The sequence below is a fragment of the Shinella zoogloeoides genome (assembly GCF_020883495.1).
Taxonomy (GTDB): Bacteria; Pseudomonadota; Alphaproteobacteria; order Rhizobiales; family Rhizobiaceae; genus Shinella; species Shinella zoogloeoides.
Window position 1 is genome coordinate 325,099 of the sequence record NZ_CP086612.1, and the last position, 15,309, is coordinate 340,407.

General features: G+C 63.4%; 16 protein-coding genes and 1 pseudogene. 13 read left to right on the top strand and 4 right to left on the bottom strand.

Annotated elements, in window-relative coordinates; all coding sequences use genetic code 11:
* The first annotated feature begins 1 nt into the window (after position 1).
* The 3 genes from K8M09_RS22750 to K8M09_RS22760 are packed head-to-tail and all read left to right on the top strand — an operon-like array spanning position 2 to position 2,114.
* Positions 2 to 715, top strand: a complete 714-nt coding sequence (locus K8M09_RS22750) for an ABC transporter ATP-binding protein (protein ID WP_160787920.1) — start codon at positions 2 to 4, stop codon at positions 713 to 715.
* Positions 712 to 1,554 carry an ABC transporter permease gene (locus tag K8M09_RS22755; protein ID WP_160787919.1) on the top strand — a complete coding sequence of 281 codons (843 nt, stop codon included), beginning with the start codon at positions 712 to 714 and terminating at the stop codon, positions 1,552 to 1,554. Before K8M09_RS22750 ends, K8M09_RS22755 begins: the two co-directional genes overlap by 4 nt.
* Before the next feature lie 14 nt (positions 1,555 to 1,568).
* Positions 1,569 to 2,114 (top strand): tetratricopeptide repeat protein, encoded by a 546-nt coding sequence (locus K8M09_RS22760; protein WP_160787918.1) that lies wholly within the window; start codon positions 1,569 to 1,571, stop codon positions 2,112 to 2,114.
* Here K8M09_RS22760 and K8M09_RS22765 read toward each other — a convergent pair.
* On the bottom strand, positions 2,054 to 2,734 hold the full coding sequence (locus K8M09_RS22765) for an ABC transporter ATP-binding protein (RefSeq protein ID WP_160787917.1): 681 nt from the start codon (positions 2,732 to 2,734) through the stop codon (positions 2,054 to 2,056). The two genes, K8M09_RS22760 and K8M09_RS22765, sit on opposite strands and share 61 nt — an antisense overlap.
* Positions 2,706 to 3,680, bottom strand: coding sequence for an ABC transporter substrate-binding protein (locus K8M09_RS22770; protein ID WP_229342526.1), 975 nt, complete (start codon positions 3,678 to 3,680; stop codon positions 2,706 to 2,708). The genes K8M09_RS22765 and K8M09_RS22770 overlap by 29 nt, the downstream gene beginning before the upstream one ends.
* A 191-nt stretch (positions 3,681 to 3,871) precedes the next feature.
* On the opposite strand from K8M09_RS22770, the gene K8M09_RS22775 reads away from it, so the two are divergent.
* The 10 genes from K8M09_RS22775 to pqqE all read left to right on the top strand — a co-directional run bounded on the left by K8M09_RS22775 (position 3,872) and on the right by pqqE (position 13,710).
* Positions 3,872 to 5,638 (top strand): PQQ-dependent methanol/ethanol family dehydrogenase, encoded by a 1,767-nt coding sequence (locus K8M09_RS22775; protein ID WP_160787915.1) that lies wholly within the window; start codon positions 3,872 to 3,874, stop codon positions 5,636 to 5,638.
* A 113-nt stretch (positions 5,639 to 5,751) separates the two neighbouring features.
* Entirely contained in the window at positions 5,752 to 6,438 is a 687-nt protein-coding gene (locus K8M09_RS22780; protein WP_160787914.1) for a response regulator, read from the top strand.
* A gap of 93 nt (positions 6,439 to 6,531) precedes the next feature.
* Positions 6,532 to 7,683: an FIST N-terminal domain-containing protein gene (locus K8M09_RS22785; RefSeq protein ID WP_160787913.1), complete on the top strand. Its 1,152-nt coding sequence runs from the start codon at positions 6,532 to 6,534 to the stop codon at positions 7,681 to 7,683.
* Entirely contained in the window at positions 7,680 to 9,872 is a 2,193-nt protein-coding gene (locus K8M09_RS22790) for a hybrid sensor histidine kinase/response regulator (protein WP_160787912.1), read from the top strand. The genes K8M09_RS22785 and K8M09_RS22790 overlap by 4 nt, the downstream gene beginning before the upstream one ends.
* 173 nt (positions 9,873 to 10,045) lie before the next feature.
* On the top strand, positions 10,046 to 10,492 hold the full coding sequence (locus K8M09_RS22795; protein WP_160787911.1) for a pseudoazurin: 447 nt from the start codon (positions 10,046 to 10,048) through the stop codon (positions 10,490 to 10,492).
* A 97-nt stretch (positions 10,493 to 10,589) separates the two neighbouring features.
* The gene (gene pqqA / locus K8M09_RS22800) at positions 10,590 to 10,691 is read left to right on the top strand and encodes a pyrroloquinoline quinone precursor peptide PqqA (protein ID WP_069063320.1); all 102 of its coding nucleotides are present in this window, start codon (positions 10,590 to 10,592) and stop codon (positions 10,689 to 10,691) included.
* Positions 10,692 to 10,698: 7 nt separating this feature from the next.
* Positions 10,699 to 11,586, top strand: coding sequence for a pyrroloquinoline quinone biosynthesis protein PqqB (gene pqqB, locus K8M09_RS22805; protein WP_229342528.1), 888 nt, complete (start codon positions 10,699 to 10,701; stop codon positions 11,584 to 11,586).
* Positions 11,583 to 12,353 (top strand): pyrroloquinoline-quinone synthase PqqC, encoded by a 771-nt coding sequence (gene pqqC / locus K8M09_RS22810; protein WP_160787909.1) that lies wholly within the window; start codon positions 11,583 to 11,585, stop codon positions 12,351 to 12,353. The genes pqqB and pqqC overlap by 4 nt, the downstream gene beginning before the upstream one ends.
* Positions 12,350 to 12,622 (top strand): pyrroloquinoline quinone biosynthesis peptide chaperone PqqD, encoded by a 273-nt coding sequence (pqqD, locus tag K8M09_RS22815; protein ID WP_160787908.1) that lies wholly within the window; start codon positions 12,350 to 12,352, stop codon positions 12,620 to 12,622. The genes pqqC and pqqD overlap by 4 nt, the downstream gene beginning before the upstream one ends.
* On the top strand, positions 12,619 to 13,710 hold the full coding sequence (gene pqqE, locus K8M09_RS22820; protein WP_160787907.1) for a pyrroloquinoline quinone biosynthesis protein PqqE: 1,092 nt from the start codon (positions 12,619 to 12,621) through the stop codon (positions 13,708 to 13,710). Before pqqD ends, pqqE begins: the two co-directional genes overlap by 4 nt.
* Positions 13,711 to 13,831: 121 nt before the next feature.
* Here pqqE and K8M09_RS22825 read toward each other — a convergent pair.
* Both K8M09_RS22825 and traI read right to left on the bottom strand, forming a co-directional pair.
* A pseudogene (locus K8M09_RS22825) lies at positions 13,832 to 14,317 on the bottom strand (P-type conjugative transfer ATPase TrbB); the annotation flags it as partial.
* Positions 14,314 to 14,949: an acyl-homoserine-lactone synthase gene (gene traI, locus K8M09_RS22830; RefSeq protein WP_160787906.1), complete on the bottom strand. Its 636-nt coding sequence runs from the start codon at positions 14,947 to 14,949 to the stop codon at positions 14,314 to 14,316. The gene traI and the pseudogene K8M09_RS22825, both read right to left, overlap by 4 nt.
* Between the last annotated feature and the right edge of the window lie 360 nt (positions 14,950 to 15,309).

A 15,309-nucleotide genomic window follows, 5' to 3' on the forward strand; every position in this document is an offset into this window, starting at 1 on the left:
CATGAGCGGCTTGACGGTCGAGGGCATCAACCATGACTGGGGCGCGCGACGTGCGCTCGATGGCGTGTCGTTTACCGTTCAGTCTGGCCGCTTCTGTGCCCTGCTCGGTCCGAACGGCGCCGGAAAATCGACCCTGTTCGGCATGCTCACGCGGCTTTTCATGCCGCGGGCGGGACGCATCACCGTTGCCGGGCACGATATGGCCCGCGAGCCTCGCGCTGCACTTGCCCGTATGGGCGTCGTCTTCCAGGCATCGACGCTCGATCCGGACCTTACCGTCAAACGCAACCTCCTCTATTTCGCGGCCCTGCATGGTCTGCCGGGGTCGGAGGCGGAGAAGCGCGCGATGGTGGTGCTCGAACAGCTCGGCATGGCCGAGCGGGCCGGCGAGAAGGCGGCAAAACTGAACGGTGGCCACCGCCGGCGCATGGAGATCGCGCGCGCCCTCCTGCACAGACCGCAGGTGCTGCTGCTGGACGAGCCGACGGTCGGGCTCGACGCGGCCTCGCGCGCAGCGATCACCACGCATGTGCATGATCTTGCCGCTGGCGGTTTGACCGTGCTCTGGGCGACCCACTTGGTGGACGAGGTCCGGGAAAAGGACCGCCTCGTCATTCTTCATCAGGGCCGTGTGCTCGCCAATGGCGAGGCCGGCGAGATCGGTGGCGACGATCTCACAGCCCGCTTCCTCGCATTGACGGCAGAGCGTAGATGACTGCGGAACCATTTCCGGCAATCGAAGAGAAGCTAAGCGACGTACCGCGCGCCCGTCCTTTCGTTGCGCTGAGAGCCATCCTTTACCGGGAGGCGTTGCGTTTTCTTGGTCAGCGCGGCCGGCTCATCGCGGCGCTGGTGCGTCCGCTCGTCTGGCTGTTCGTCTTCGCAACCGGTTTTCGCGCGGCACTGGGCCTGTCGATCACGCCGCCCTACCAGACCTATATCACCTACGAGATCTATATCGTGCCGGGACTGGTCGGCATGATCCTGCTCTTCAGCGGCATGCAATCCTCTCTCAGCCTTGTCTACGATCGTGAAATGGGCTCGATGCGGCTGCTTCTGACGGCACCGCTGCCGCGCTGGTGGCTTCTGTTCTGCCGGCTGCTGGCGGGCAGCATGATCGCCATTCTGCAGGCCTACGTCTTCCTCGCCATCGCAGCACTCTACGGCATCCGTTTCCCATGGTTCGGCTATCTCGCCGCCGCCCCGGCCATGGCAGCCGCCGCCATGATGCTTGGCGCACTCGGCCTGCTGCTCTCCTCCTTCATCCGCCAGCTCGAAAACTTTGCCGGCGTCATGAACTTCGTGATCTTCCCGATGTTCTTCCTGTCCTCCGCACTCTATCCTCTCTGGAAGATGGCCGAGGCTTCGCCGCGTCTGCGCGATCTCTGCGCGCTCAATCCCTTCACCCATGCCGTCGAGCTGATCAGGTTCGCCCTCTACGGCAAAGGCAACCTGACGGCGCTCGCCGTCACGCTCGGCGCCTTCGTGGTCTTCGGCCTCGTCGCCGTCTGGGGCTACGACCCCGCCCGCGGGCTCACCGCCCGAAAGGCCTGAACAGGAGAACCGCCATGCGCCTTGCCATCATTACCGTCAGTCTGCTGCTCTTCGCCTCTGACGCAATGTCCCAGACGGATGCCGGCGCCGGCGGCACGCTCAATCCGGAGGAACTGACGTTGAACCGGGTCATGAAGGACGTTGCCGAAGGGCACACCAGTATGACGATCTGCGCGACCGGCTACTACATCACCAAATCCGGCCGGCACGAAATGGCGCGCGAACTCTTCGAGCGCTGTGCCGCCGCCGGCTGGACCGGGGCCATGACCTGGATGTCGCAACTTGACGACAACGGCCTCGGCGGCTTGGAAAACCCGGATGCCGCCGCCGAATGGGATCGCCGCGCCGCCGAAGCCGGCGACCCGGTCGGCAAGCTCAACTACGGCCTGGACCTGATGCGCGGCCGCGGCGTCGTGGAAAACCGCCCGCTCGGTCGCCAGTTCGTCGACGAGGCTGCGGAAAGCGGCCTTCCCACGGCGCGGCGCCTGAAGGGAGCCGGCTACGACCTTGATGTCGTGACGCCCAACGCCGACAACTGGAAATACGCCCCGGCCTTCTGATCGTCCTCGACAAGCCGCGCCGGACGCCCTTCCAGACGCAGGGTGCGCCCGGCGAGCCGCTCGGTCTCCGACCGGACATGCGTAACGAGCAAGGTCGCGCAGGGCCGCGCGGCGATCAGCCGCTCGAAGAGGTCCATCATGTCAGACGCCAGTGCCGGATCGAGGCTGACGAAGGGTTCGTCCATCAGGAGCAGGTCCGGCCCGGAGGCGAAGGCGCGGGCGAGCGAAAGCCGTCGCTGCTGTCCGAGCGAGAGCATGCCGGGAAAGCGATCTCCCAGCCCGGCCAATCCCACATCCTCCAGCCAACCTTGCGCTTCGTCCTCGGAGATGCGCGCGACGATGGCGAGGTTCTGGAGAGCGGTGCGCCACGGCAGGAGGACCGGTTCCTGAAAGACCATCGCGATCCGCTTGGCTGCCTCGCAGCGTCCTACAAAGGCGCGGTCGAGGCCGGCGACGATGCGCAGCAGAGACGTCTTGCCGACACCCGAGGGACCGGTCAGCGCCACCGTTTCGCCGGATAGCAGCGAAAGCGCCATCGGGCCGAGCACACCGCCCGGCCCACCGCTTTTGATATCCAACTTGAGAGCCGGCTCAGCTGCCGGGATGATGGAAGACACCATCAGGCAGTTCCTTCAAATTCCCGACGAGATCGCCGCCGCCGAGTTCGGTCATGAGCGCCAGCATGCGCCCTGCCGCCTTCTCATCGACCAAACCCTTCCGCGGCGTGCCGGCAAGGAAACCCGCCTTCAACGCCTCGAATTCCGCCTCGTTCGACGCCTTCATCATAGGGCGAATGCGCTCCCAGGCTGCGGGATCGGAGGCGAGCTTTTCCTTGGCGGCGCGCGACGCGGTCGCGATCGCTTCGCCAAGGCCGGGATTGGCATTCAGAACTTCGCCACGCACCACATATCCGACGAGCGGCATTTCTGGATCAAGCCCCAGGGCTTTCGCGGCGTCGCCGACGCTCAGCAGCGTGCGCATGCCCGCCGCCTGCATGCGCGCACCGAAATTCCAGAAGTTGAGCGCGCCATCGACCTGGCCGTCGAGCGCCGCCTTGTAGATCAGCGGGGGCGCACCGAAGACCTGCTCGCTTTCAACGGCGAGATCAAACCCCTCCACCTTCTGGGCATAGGCGCGCACAATCAGCCAGCTCTTGTCGATGGGGCTGCCGGCGACACCGATCTTCCGCCCCTTGAGATCCGCAAGAACCTTGGCGGAACTGCCGGGCGCCACCATCAATCCGCCGACGGCGCGGGAATAGGGAATGAAGACCAGGTCGCGACCAGCCGCACGTTCCCGCGCCACCCAGAGCCAGTCGGAAACGATCATGTCCACGTCGCCGGCAATCAGCGCGATCTGCGCCGCCGGCGCACCGGCAATGTCCGTGACCTCCATCGAAAAGCCGTTCGCCTCGTCGAGGCGGTAGTGGCGGATCGTATCGGCTTCCCAGTTTACCGTACCCGAGAGCTGGAGCGCGGTGCGGACGACCGGTCTTTCGGCAAAAGCAGGCGCAAAGGAAAGGAGCGTGGCGACGAGCGCGCTCGTGAGCGATCTCATAAAAGGCATTGTTTCTCCTCCCGCAACCCCGGCAGCCTACCGAGCGCTAAGACAAACGGAAATACGACCTATTGGTGGGGTCCCGAATGGCTGGTAACAGCTATTTTACGACCAAGGTCGAATTCATGCGTCGGCGAACTGCGCCGATGATCCGACTGCGAAGCCCGCGTCCTGCTGCGGGCATGGAGTGGGAGGATGCCATGAGGAAATTCATTCTGGCCGCAATTGCGGCCATCGCCTGTTCTAGCGCCGCGTATGCCGGCGTGACGGAGGCCGATCTTGCGAAGGATGCAGAAACCGTCGGCGATGTCCTGACCAATGGCATGGGCCGCAACCTGCAGCGCTTTTCGCCGATGGAGACGTTGAACACCAAGAACGTCAAGAACCTCGTTCCTGCCTGGGCTTTCTCGCTCGGCGGCGAGAAGCAGCGCGGCCAGGAAAGCCAGCCGATCATCTATGACGGGATCATGTACATCACAGGTTCCTACAGCCGCATCTACGCCATCGACGTCAAGACCGGCAAGGAAGTCTGGCAGTACGACGCCCGCCTGCCGGAAGGCATCCTGCCCTGCTGCGACGTCGTCAACCGCGGCGCGGCGATCTTCGGCGACAACATCTACTTCGGCACGCTCGACGCGCGCCTCGTCGCGCTGAACCGCAAGACCGGCGACGTCGTCTGGAACAAGAAGCTCGCGGACTACAAGGAAGGCTACAGCTATACCGCAGCACCGCTGATCGTGAACGGTCTCGTCGTGACCGGCAATTCGGGTGGCGAATTCGGTATCGTCGGCGAAGTGCAGGCCCGCAACGCCGAGACCGGCGAGCTCGTCTGGACCCGCCCCGTCATCGAAGGCCACATGGGCACCTTCAAGGGCAAGGAAAGCACGATGACCGGGACGCTCAACGCGACCTGGCCCGGCGACATGTGGAAGACCGGCGGCGGCGCAACCTGGCTCGGCGGTTCCTATGACGAAGAAACCAAGACGCTGGTTTTCGGCGCCGGAAACCCCTCGCCGTGGAATAGCCACCTGCGCAATGCCGGCAAGCCCGTCGAGGGCAACAAGGGCGACAACCTTTATGCCGCCTCGCGCCTCGGCATCAACCCCGAGAACGGCGAGATCAAGTGGCATTTCCAGACGACGCCCCGCGAGGGCTGGGATTTCGACGGCGTGAACGAGGTCGTTCCCTTCGTCGACAAGGATGGCAACAAGCGCTTCGCCACCGCGGACCGCAACGGCTTCTTCTACGTGCTCAACCGCGAAGACGGCAAATTCGTCTCCGCCCATCCGTTCGTGAAGGACATTACCTGGGCCAAGGGGATCGATGAGACGGGTCGTCCGATCTACAATGAAGACAATCGTCCGGGCGACGCCGCGGAAGCGGCTGACGGCGCCAAGGGCCAGCAGGTCTTCGCCGTGCCGTCGTTCCTCGGCGGCAAGAACTGGATGCCGATGGCCTACAGCCCGAAGACCGGCCTGTTCTATGTGCCGTCCAACGAATGGGGCATGGACATCTGGAACGAGCCGATCACCTACAAGAAGGGCGCCGCCTATCTTGGTGCCGGCTTCACCATCAAGCCGCTCTTCGAAGACCACATCGGCAGCCTGAAGGCCATCGATCCGAACACCGGCGAGATCAAGTGGGAATACAAGAACGGCGCCCCCCTGTGGGGAGGCGCGATGACCACCGCCGGCGGCCTCGTGTTCTTCGGCACCCCGGAAGGCGACTTCGTTGCGCTCAACAACGAGACGGGCGAGGAACTCTGGAAGTTCCAGACCGGCTCGGGCATCGTCGGCCAGCCGGTGACCTGGGAACAGGACGGCGAGCAATATGTCTCGATCATCTCCGGCTGGGGCGGCGCCGTTCCCCTCTGGGGCGGGGAAGTCGCCAAGAAAGTGAACTATCTCAACCAGGGCGGCATGGTGTGGACATTCCGTCTGCCAAAGCAACTGGCCTCGCTGAACTGAGATCTGGAGCCGGGCGGAAACGCCCGGCTTTTCTGCTTTCGCCCTGAGCAATAGGCCGATGAAGACGGACGAATTCGATGCTAAGCTATCGCCAGCCCTATCGGGAATTTCGCATGTTACCAGTTCTGATGCCGGAAAAACCTGTGCGCGTGCTGAAGTCGGCGCTGATCGTGGATGATCATCCGCTGTTCTGCGATGCGCTGGCGATGACCCTGACGGGCCCGGTCGGCATTGCGGAAGTGGACGCTGTCGGCACGCTGGAAGCGGCGCTGACGCGGCTCACGACCGGCCCCCTGCCCGACGTCGTGGTCCTCGACCTCAACCTGCCGGACGTGAACGGCCTCGACGGCGTGGTGCGCCTGCGACAGACAGCACCGGAAACACCGATCGTCGTCGTCTCGTCGCTCGACGAGGTCCGCATCGTGCGCGCGGCGCTGAAGGCGGGCGTCAACGCCTTCGTGCCGAAACACGCCTCGCGCGAAGAGTTTCGCGAGGCGTTTTCGGTCATCGCGCGCGGTGAGATTCACGCAAGCCGTCTTGCCCTTGAAGCCTCCGCACCGAGCCCGTCCGAGGAAGCCGTCAAGCGGCTCGCGCTGCTGACGCGCCAGCAGGCGCGCATCCTGCAACTCGTCTGTGCCGGGCGCATGAACAAGCAGATCGCCTATGAGCTTTCCATCGCCGAGACGACGGTGAAGGCGCATGTGACGGCGATCATGCGCAAGCTCGGCGTGCAGACACGCATGCAGGCGGTGCTCTTCGCGCAGGAAGCCAGCTTTGCCACGATGGTAACGGACGCATAAGACCGTCGGCTAAAACCCATTCGACTCTGGCGCTACGCCGCGCCGGATGCTTTAAAGTGGAGGACGGGGGAAAGGCGGAGGAGGCCATCACCCGTGGATGAACGTTACATAAATCGCGCGCTGGTTTCCGCGCACGAGACCTGTCCGATCGAACGCTTGGCCGAGCGCCTGGGTCCCGGGCCGTTTTCACTCGTGCTGCTTTTCGTTTCGCCCGAGGCGGACATCTCCGCCGTCGTTGCCGAGGCCGAGAATGCCTGGCCGGGCGCAAAGATCGCCGGCTGCACCACCGCGGGCGAGATTTCCGGGGATGGCTACGATGAGGAAAGCATCGTCGCCATCGGCTTTCATGCACGCCACTTCGCCGCCGAAACGCTGCTTGTTCCGGACCTTTCGAAACTCGTCGCCGGCGAGCTTGCCGATACCCTGCTGCATATCCGCCAGGCGCTCGCCCGTGACCATGGCCACCTGCCGGAAGAGTTTGCCCTGCTTTTCGTCGATGGCCTCTCGGCCCGCGAGGACGAACTCGCCTCGGCACTGGCCGCCGCCACCGGTGCGATGCCGCTGATCGGCGGCTCGGCGGGTGACGGCACGCATTTTCGCGAAACGCTGGTCTTCGACGGAGAACGGCTTCTCGCCAATGCCGCCGTGATTTCCGTCATCCGCGGCGCCTGTCCGTTGCGCCCGTTCAAGATGGACCACATCAAACCGACGGAGCGGCGCATGGTCGTGACGGAGGCCGACCCCGCCGCCCGCATCGTGCGGTGCATCAATGCCGAGCCGGCCGTACGCGAATATGCCCGCCTCATCGGCATGGAGCCGGAAAGTGTCAACACACTGACCTTCGCCATCCATCCGTTGACCGTTCGCATGGGCGAGCGCCACCACGTACGTGCGATCCAGCGGGTCCTGCCCTCCGGAGAGCTTCTGTTCTTCTCCGCAATCGACGAAGGCATGGTCCTGACCATAGCCGAGCCGCACGATCTGGTCGGACATCTCTCTGCCGAATTGCAGGCGCTCAAGGAGCCGGCGGACCCGATCGCCGTGCTCGCTTTCGATTGCATTCTCCGGCGAATTGAGGCTCAGGAACGGCAGATGACCAGCCGGGTCTCCGAACTCCTTCGCCAGCATGGTGTGATCGGCTTTTCCACCTATGGTGAGCAGTTCGGCCCGATGCACATCAACCACACGATGACTGGTCTGGCTTTCTATCCACCGGGGACCGTCGTCCCGGAAAGCGCCTCATGAGCAAACGGATCTCCGAAGATCTGCTCGACAGAGGGGACGGCGAGGCACGCAATCTCGAAAAGATGCTCGTGATTGCTGACGCCCTCATGCGGCAGGTCGAGCAAAGCACAGGCGAACGAGGCGCCGCCTTCGAGCAGTTCCGCCGCGCCGCGGTGCTGGAGAAGCGCGTACGGCAACGCACGCACGATCTGGAAGCAACGCTGAAGCTCCTAAACGAGGCGAACAGCGCCGCCGAGCGCGCGCGCCGTGACCTGTCGCAGGCTATAGAGGCTATCGAGGAAGGGTTCGCACTCTTCGATCCGGCGGAAGTCCTTGTCATGTGCAATTCGCGCTTTTGCCGAGATCTTACGGATGTGCGGGAGAAGCTCCTTCCCGGCATCACCTTCACCGATTATGTAGAGGCCGCCAGCCGCTCGGCCATTCTTGCTCTTCCGAAGGGTATGACAGCGAAAGCCTGGGCGGCTGAGCGTATTCGGCTGCGCCATACACGTCAGGTATTCAATGTCGGCCTTAGGGGCGACCGCTGGCTCCAGGTCAGCGAGCAGCGCACTGCCGACGGCGGTACCGTCATCCTCCAGACCGATATTACGGATATCATTCGCATGGAGCGATCAGAGCGGGGCAAGCTGCTGGACGATCAGGCCCGCATGATTCGTGCCACGCTGGAGCACATCAACCAGGGCGTCGGCATCTTCGATGCCAATCGGCGGCTCGTCGGCTGGAACAGCCGTATCGCCCAATTACTCGATATTCCTCCCCGCCTCTTACGGCGCGGTATTCCTTTCCAATTGCTGGCAAACCACGTCATGCAGGCCGTCACCGTTGGCGACGGCCTTTCCGCCGGCATGGTGCGCGAGTGGATCGACGGCGGGTTGCCGCGCAAGCCGCTGTCCTTCGAACTCCAGCACATATCGGGCATCATCCTCGACGTCTTCGCGCAGGAAATGCCCGGCCGCGGCTTCGTCATGTCCTTTGCCGACGTAACGCGCGAACGGCTCGCCATCCATGCGATGATTCGTGCCAACAGCTCGCTCGAAGCGCGCGTTGCGTCGCGCACTGGAGACCTTGCGGCCGCGCTTGCCGAGGCCGAGCGCGCCAATTCCGCCCGCGTACGCTTCGTCGCGGCTGCCAGCCATGACCTTCTGCAGCCGTTATCGGCCGCCAAACTCTTCGTGGACGCAGCCCGCGACGATGCGGGCGATATATCTATACGCGGAACGCTGGAAAAGGCACACAATGCGCTGGTCAGCGTCGAGGGCATTCTGGGTGCGCTGCTCGACATTTCGCGGCTGGAGGCGGGCGGTGCGGCGATGGATATCGGCCCCGTGTCGCTCTCCCTGCTGCTCAGGCAACTCACCGACGAATTCGCCCCCATAGCCGCACGCAAGGGCCTGCGACTCAACATCCTCCCCTGTGCGCTCACCGTCTCCAGCGACCCGACCTATCTGCGCCGTATCCTGCAGAACCTGATCAGCAATGCCATCCGCTATACCGCAAGCGGCCGCGTGCTCGTCGGCCCGCGCCGTTCCGGCGGGCAGGTGCGCATTGAAATCCACGATACCGGGCCAGGTATTGCAGCCGACCAGCAGCAGGCGATCTTCCGCGAATTCCATCGTGTGCAGGGCTCCGCCTCGGCGTCGGAGGGCATGGGGCTCGGCCTGGCCATCGTCGAACGCGCCTGTGCGCTTCTCGGCCACCGGCTGGCCCTGCATTCGCAAATAGGGCGCGGCACCTGCTTTTCCGTGGAACTCACACCCGTGGCGCCGCGTGCCAGTCCCAGCTACCGCGAGGCGACGCCGGTCATACCGGATGAACCCGGCGACAACAGCGACCGGATCGCCCTTCTCGTCGAAAACGATATGGACCTTCGCCGCGCGATCGCCCTCTTGCTGGAACGACGCGGCGTCAGCGTGCTCGAAGCCGCGAGCGGCGAGGAGGCGCTCTCGCTGCTGGAGGAAATCGGCATCGTACCGGATCTCTATCTGGTCGATCAGCAGCTTGACGGCGCCATGACCGGCATCGAGACCGTCGAGGCCCTGCATGCGCAACATGGCGAACGTCCCACCCGCATTCTGACCGCCGATCGCAAACCGCAGACGCGGATGGCGGCCGAAGCGGCGGGCATCGAGATCATGTACAAGCCCATTGCCGCCGACGCGCTGGAGGCCTTCGTGTTGCATGCCGGCTAGAAGCATTTCCAGCCGAAGCGGGATCGCTTTGTCGTAATACAGTGAAAGCAAAAGGATAGAGCGTTCCGATGAACCGGATTTCACAGGAAATGCTCTAAGCGCGAGGCTGGCACCAAGGTCGCATTGCGACGCCGCCCACCCCATGGGACATCCCTTCAACCGATCTGGAGGAGATGCCCATGAAGACACTTATCGCAGCAGCAACCCTGATGGCCCTCGCAAGCAGCATGGCAGAGGCCGCCGAGCATGTGGTCAAGATGATGAACAAGGGCGAGAGCGGAAACATGGTTTTCGAACCGGCCGCGGTCGTCGCCGCGCCGGGCGACACGATCCGTTTCACGCCGACCGACAAGAGCCACAATGTCGAGAGCATCAAGGGCATGCTTCCTGAAGGCGTCAAACCCTTCAAGAGCAAGGTCAACGAGGAATATGTCCTGACCGTGTCTTCCCCCGGCCTCTATGGCGTGAAGTGCTCGCCGCATTTCAGCATGGGCATGGTCGCGCTCATCAAGGTCGGCGACAGCCCGGCCAACCTGGAGGCGGCAAAGGCCGTCAAGCTGCCGGCAAAGGCCGGCGAACGCATGAAGGCGGCCTTCGAAACACTCGCCGCCGCGCAATAGGTCCGCCCCATATAGAGACCTTGGTCGCATTGTGGAGCGGGCGTGAGGAAGCGCAACCTGCTGCGGTGGCTGTTCCACAAACCTGGAGGAGAATTTCATGGCTTGGAAGAAACCCGTCATCAAGGACATCGCCTGCGGCATGGAAATCAACATGTACGGCCCGTCGGAAGATGACCCGCGTCCGGACCACCCGTTCTGAGGCAACTGTGCGTATCATCGTGCTCGGGGCAGGCGCCGGTGGTGGCCTGCCCCAGTGGAATTGCGGCTGTGTCCAGTGCGCGGCCGCACGCACGGGCGTGATCGCGCCCATGACGCAAAGTACGCTCGCGGTCAGCGTGGACGGTCGAAACTGGGCCTTGCTCAATGCATCGCCTGATTTACGCCACCAGCTTGCCGCATCGCCCGCCCTCCATCCGACCGGTCTTCGCGACAGTCCGGTCAAGGCGGTTGTGCTGACCAACGGCGATGTCGACCATATCGCGGGGCTCCTGACCTTGCGCGAGAAGACGGGTTTTACCCTTTTCGCGACGGAAGCGACCCACCAGATCCTGTCGCAGAACACGGTCTTCAGTGTCCTGGACCCCACTTTCGTGCGACGCGAAACGATCGCTCTGGACACTGATTTCTGTCCGCTTCCGGGCCTGACCGTCGCCGCTTATGCCGTTCCGGGCAAAATACCACTCTATCTCGAAGGCGAGGCGCCCGACGTGACGATGATGGGTGAGCAGACAATCGGACTGCGGCTGTGGTCCGGCGATCGCGAGGTGCATTATGTGCCCGGTTGCGCAGCCCTCCCCGACTGGCTTGTGAGCCTCCTGGAACCGGCCGATGCAGTGCTGTTTGACGGGACGATCTGGCGCGATGACGAAATGCCGCGTTCCGGCACCGGCACGAAGACAGGAGCCCGCATGGGGCATCTGGCCATGGGCGGTCCCGACGGCTCGCTCGCGAGACTGCGGTCGCTGCGTGGGCGTCGCATCTACACCCATGTCAACAATACGAATTCGGCCTTGATGCCGGATAGCGCCGCCCGCGCGGCCGTCACCGCGGCGGGGTGGGAGATTGCTCGGGACGGCATGGAGATCGCGCTATGAATTCGATCGTGAACCACAACGAACTGCCGTTGAGCCGCGCTGAATTCGAGGCGCGGCTACGCCAGGTCGGAGTCGAACGCTATCACGACAAACATCGCTTCCATGATCGGCTGCACAGCGGCGGCTGCACGATGGATGAGGTGCAGGCCTGGGTCATCAATCGATGGCAGTATCAGTGCTCCATCCCGATGAAGGACGCCGCTTTCCTGTCGCGCTGCCATGACCCGGATCTGCGGCGCGTCTGGCGCTCGCGTATCGAAGACCACGACGGCGGCGTCGAAGACGGCGGCGGCATCCGGCGATGGTTACGGCTCGCCGAAGGTGTCGGCCTCGACCCGGCCTATGTCGCCTCGGGCCGCGGCGTCATGCCGGCGACTCGCTTCATCGTGGACGCCTATATCCGCTTCGTGCGCGACGAGCCGCCCGTCGCCGCCATGGCGAGTTCCCTGACGGAAATGTTTGCCCCCGCCATTCACACCCGCCGGATCGATGGTCTTCTGGAGCATTATGATTTCGCGGATCGTGAGACGATCGCCTATTTCCGCCATAGGCTGACAGAGGCGCCGAAGGATGTGCGGTTCACGCTCGACTGGGTTCTCAACCACGCCGTCACCCGTCCCGACCAGGAAGCGGCGATCGCAGCGCTGACATTCAAGACGGATGTGCTTTGGGCACAGCTCGATGCGCTGTGGAGCGCCTATGTCGACGGAAACGTGCCGCCTGGCGCCTGGAAGCCCGGCGAGGCACAACTGGCGGCACGGCCATGATCGACGATTCCGTCCCCTGCCTTCCGCGAGGAACGCGCCTGCATCATGACCGCGTCCGCGACACGATGGTGCTTCTCGTTCCGGAACGGGCACTGCTGCTCGACGAGACCGGCAACGCTATCCTTCGCGAGGTCGATGGTCGGTCCACGGTGAACACGATTGCCGCCCGGCTCGCCGAACGCTACGGCGCACCCGAGGCGGCGGTTATGTCGGACGTCCGCGATTTCCTGGGCGGCCTCGTGGCGCAAAGACTGGTGGATTATCGATGACGGAGCGACCTGCCCCACCCATTGCCCTGCTTGCGGAACTGACGCACCGTTGTCCGCTGTCCTGCTCGTACTGCTCCAACCCGCTTGAGCTGACCGCACGCGAGAAGGAATTGCCGACCGAAATCTGGGTGGATGTCTTCCAGCAGGCGGCGGACCTTGGCGTCCTGCAATTGCACCTTTCCGGCGGAGAACCGGCGTCGCGACGGGACCTCGAGACGCTTGTGGCGATAGCGCGCGATGCGGGTCTTTACGTCAATCTCATCACGTCGGGCATTGGGCTATCCCCCTCTCGTCTCGATGCCCTGGAAGCGGCAGGTCTAGACCATGTGCAACTTTCGCTGCAGGCGACGCGTGCCGAAAAGGCCGACTGGATCGGTGGCTACAAGGGTGGCTTCGCCCGCAAACTCGCCTTTGCCGATGAGGTTCACCGGCGCGGTCTTCCGCTCACCATCAATGCGGTCATGCATCGGCACACGATCGACGATATCGACGCGGCGATTGAATTCGCCGCAAGCCTCGGTGCCCGGCGCATCGAGGTCGCCTGCGTGCAGTTCTACGGCTGGGCGCTGGCAAACCGGTCGGGGCTGCTGCCCTCCCGCGACCAGGTTCTCCGCGCGAAGGAAGCAGTGCTCGCGGCGCGGCGTGCCTATGCCGGCCGGATGACGATCGACTTCGTACCGCCCGACTATTATGCGGACTATCCCAAGGCATGCATGGGCGGCTGGGGCACGACCGGCATCAATATCGCCCCGGACGGAACGGTTCTGCCCTGTCATGCCGCCGCGACGATCCCCGGCCTCGCCTTCGACCGGGTGACGGAGAAACCGCTTTCGGCCATCTGGTATGACGGATCCGCCTTCAACGCGTTTCGCGGCCACGCCTGGATGAAGGAACCTTGCCGCAGTTGCGCCCGCCGTGACAAGGATCATGGCGGGTGCCGCTGTCAGGCCCTGGCCCTTGCCGCCGATGCCACGGCGGCCGATCCGGTTTGCCGCCATGCGCCCGGTCGTCCCGTCATCGATGATATCCTTGCCCGCGAAACCCCTTTCGAAACTGACCTGATCTACCGAAACGGCAAAATCAGGTAACGGAATGAGCCTCTTGGCGACAACGAGGATTTCGTCGATGCCGACCGGCAGTCAGTTGTCGAGGGTGGCGCATCAAAACTGCGGTATTCAAGCTACGCAAGATTCGGCGGTCGCTCTATTAGGAGGATAGAGTCGGCTTGCCGGATCCGGTTCCGCCGGAAATGACGATGTTCATGCGCGACGCGATCGCGCTTCGCAGCACAGAGGCCTGTGCCTCCGTCATGACTTTCGACTTGACGTAGTCATTGAGCGGGATGAGGCGTGACGCGCGACGACGGATTGTGAAGGCAGGCGCCGATACCACCGGCGGCAGCAAGCCTTCGAACCGATGCCCGCCGATCGGCAGTTCGCCGGAAATGATCGGTTGCTCGTCGTCAGCTTCCGACTGCAGCGCATGGGCGACGCTGCCGATGACGACTTCGGCGGTGGCAGGACTCATCGCGCCGGCCGGGGCAACGCCATGCCCCAGCCGTTCGATGAACAACCTTCCGTCGGGATTGAGCATGATCTCGACGACTGTCGCGTCGTCGAGTGCGACGCAGAGCTGGTCGCCGAGCGCGTCCTGGAGTTTGCGGACGAGACGGGGATGGGAACGGAGCTGGGTCACGCCGCGCTCCTCAAAGGACCAGCGCCATCGCGCTCGATGATCGAGCGGTAACTTGGCGGACACACCTGTTCGAAGCTGGCGCGATCGGCTGGCAGGCTGCCCGCGACGGCGACGGTGTTCCCAATCGCAACCGGATTGCCGAGGCGGTGCATTGGCCAGCCTGCACGCTTCAGGATACGTTCAAAACGAAGATCGGTCGCGGTGACGATCTCCTTGTATCCGTTGGCCATCGACCATTCGATGATACCGGCGAACATGGTGAGCGTGACCTGATGGAGGGTCCCTCCCCTCCCCGCAGCCAGCGACGTGTCGACGCAAAAGCGTGAGCTCTCGACCTTCGCTGTACGGGCATCGAGCGCGCCGCGCTCCAGCAGTTGCGGGAATGTCTGCTCCAGCATCGTCGGGCCGAATGCGGGCAGCAGGCGTGCACAGCCGACCACCTTCTGCTCGGCCGAGATCGCAAGGATGTAGGTTGGGCGGAGATCATCGTACTGATCCCGCTCTCCCTGTTCGGTGACGGTGATCTCCCATTCCAGGCGGTCGCCAAACACCGCGGCCCTTAACTGGTGCATCTGGTTCAGATAGTGGTGGTTACTCGCGTAGTGGTCGGCCGAGACGCTCAGAATCTGCATAGTGATCTCCGCATGAACTGGTCAGGCGGAGGGAAATCATCTCGCGATGCGTGTGGCTATGTGCAGATTTGCACCCGGTGATTCTACCGAATCGGCGCTATAGCTGTCGAAAGCCGGCCGAAAGCCGGGTTCTAAAATGTTGATAAGAGGTGCAGATCTGCATTTCCTACCCCCCCCTGCGAACAATGGGAGGCAGGCTAACTACAAGATAATGATTGATGAATCCGCTTTCGGCTTAAATGGGGCAAAAGCGCGTTAACCTTTCGTTAACCAAAAACGCCTTGCAACCAAACACGCATTCAGTAATCGTCACGGAAAAATGGCATTACATGCCGATTAACCGTGACAAGAGATTCCACC